Annotated in this window: 1 protein-coding gene; it reads left to right on the top strand. The window is 28.3% G+C overall.

The genetic code is table 11. The features are described from left to right. Positions 1 to 213: 213 nt before the first annotated feature. On the top strand, positions 214 to 2,478 hold the full coding sequence (locus IM755_RS12730) for an N-6 DNA methylase (RefSeq protein ID WP_194097461.1): 2,265 nt from the start codon (positions 214 to 216) through the stop codon (positions 2,476 to 2,478). Positions 2,479 to 2,735 lie beyond the last annotated feature (257 nt).

Here is a 2,735-nt window from a genome sequence, read left to right as displayed (position 1 = left end):
AGCGGTTTGCTTCAATGGCTACTTCCGGATTTTCCTACGGAAAATCCGCTGCTGAATGGAATGTTTTGTTATATTTGTAATGGCTTGGTGTTGGTGCAACGCCACTGAGAGCAAGCCGCGAAACGTTGGCAGCAAGGCTAACGGAACCGTGGTGAAAAACAACAGCTTAACCTCAAAAATCCGATAGAATTGTTGCCGTAAATCGGACAACAAATGGCAAAAAGCACGAAAGGGGTTAGTGAAACGGTAACCGAAAATATTTTTAGAGAATTCTATGGTTCATCAACTTTTATTGAAAAATCTGCAATTCCAAGTGAATTAGGTTTTCAATCAAAAAAAAACACATCATCATCAAAAGGCTATCCTGATTTTTTTCTTGAAGAAGAAGATTATATTATTGTTGTAGAAGCAAAAGCAATTTCCCATTCTGACGCAATTGCAGAAGTTCAACACTATATGCAAAAAAATAATGTTACAAAAGACATTATTGGCATTGCTGTTTCAGGTCAAAAATTGGATGAACTTAAAGTTGATTATTTTCTAAAAACTAATGAATCAAACAATTGTATAAGTATTCAAGAAAACAGCACACTTTTAACTTTAAAAAACATCTACAACATTTATTGGCAGAAAAGATATGGTGAAAGTGTAACTGCGGAAAGTTTAATAAAAACGTTAAATGAATTAAACAAAACATTTAACGAAAATAATAAAGTAAAAGACACAGAAAGAAGCTTGTTTTTTTCTGGACTTATGATTGCTTTGAAAGACAATACTTTTAGAAATACTTATAAAAATATTCAAGCTCCATCAAGAGAAGAAGTATCAACAATTAAAATAACAATTTTAGAATGTCATAATCTTAACAACGCAATTTTAGAAGCTATTACAAGACAATTAGCAGACAAAATAAATAATCTTTCAAAAGGTTACAGTTGGAAAGATAGATTTTCATTTATTAAAAATGTTGATTATTCACTTTTGGAATATAAAAAGATAATAACTAAAATTGAAAAAAATATATTCAAGCCTTTTCAAAATGATGAAAAACAAGATATTTTAGGTAAAGCATATAAAATATTCTTAAAAAGGGCTGGAAAAATTGATAATAAAAATATCATTTTAACACCTGACCATATAAAAAGTTTAATGGTTGAACTTGCAAGATTAAATGTAAATGATGTTGTTTTAGATACTTGCACAGGAACTGGTGGTTTTTTAATGGAAGCTATGGAAGTTTTAATTAAAAAAGCAAACAACAACGAAACTTTAATCAAAAACATAAAAGAAAACCAATTAATTGGTTTTGAAGTTGATTCTGTTTTGTTTGCTCTCGCTTGTTCAAATATGTTTTTACACGGTGATGGTAGAACAAATTTATTGTTTAGAAGTAGCTTACTTGATGATAAAAACGAAAATATAATAAACAATAAAGACAAAGATTTGCTAAATTATATCAATTCATTAAAACCAACAAAATGTATTATAAATCCACCTTATGAAACTAACAATTCAATAAAATTTACATTACAAGCTTTAAAATATTTAGAACCAAATGGTAAATTAATTATCATTATGCCTACTCCTACTTTGACACAAAATCAAAATGGTTTAACCGCAGAAGTTTTAAAAATTGCTAAACTTGATTTTGTAATAAGAATGCCTTATAATTTATTCTCTGAACAAAAAAGAACTGTAAATACTTCTATTTTTGGTTTCACCAAAACACCTCATAATAATAATGACGAAGTTTTATTTTACAATTTAGAAGATGACGGTTTTGTAAGTATTCAACACAAAGGTAGAGTTGATAAATTTAATAAATGGGAGGATATCAAAAATAGTATCGTTGATTCAATATTCAATCTTAAAGAACAAAAAGGGGTTTCTGAAAAAAAGAAAATTTACAAAGACGATATTCTAAATTGTGCAGGAATTCAAAAAAATATAAGTTCAAACTCAAAACTTCTAAAAGTTGAAGATTTATTTAATATTGAGGACGGAACATTAGCAAGCGATAATAGTGAAGATGGAGAATTTGACTTTATTACTGGTGCAGAAGAATGGAAAAAACATTCTACATATAAATATGATAAAGAAGCCATCGTTTATGTTGTAAGTGCTGGAGGTTCTTTAGGTAGAAGTCATTATGTAAATGGAAAATTTATAGCAAGTAATTTATGTATTGTTTTAACACCTAAAAATCAAAATAAATATCCAATAAATTTACAATTTTACAATACCTATTTCAACAACTTAAGAAAAAAAATAGTCTCAGATTTAGCTGATGGAACTTCAAAACTAACAATAGGTAAAACAATTTTTAAGCAATATTATATTGACTACATCTCAAAAGACGTTCAGGATAAATTTGTGGAAAACCATATAACAAAATATACAGAAAAAGTTAATGAACTTAAAAAATTAGTTCAAAAAGCAGAAACGAATATAAACAACAAATTGAGTGAATTAATATAAAGCCCAGCTGCCAACACAGGTTTTGCAAGATTGCGGGGTAAGTGATTAATTTAAAGGTTTTTTCTTATCTTTGATGTCAGTGCTAAACCGAAAGTTTCGGCTTCTTTAGTCCGCAACCTCGCAAAGCCTGGGAACGTTAGTAGCTAGTTTTGGACGAAAAATCCTAATTACAAAAACTATTGAAAATTGAACTTATGAAAAAAATGTTTTACTTAATTATTATTTCGTTTATTCTGAATAGTTGCGCTTCAAAAAAA

The organism is Flavobacterium proteolyticum (genome assembly GCF_015223105.1).
Taxonomy (GTDB): Bacteria; Bacteroidota; Bacteroidia; order Flavobacteriales; family Flavobacteriaceae; genus Flavobacterium; species Flavobacterium proteolyticum.
This window is presented reverse-complemented; position numbering and strand designations above follow the sequence as displayed.

Coding starts and splice junctions, on each gene's coding strand:
- IM755_RS12730 (WP_194097461.1), top strand. CDS start 214: ATGGCAAAAAGCACGAAAGGGGTTAGTGAAACGGTAACCGAAAATATT.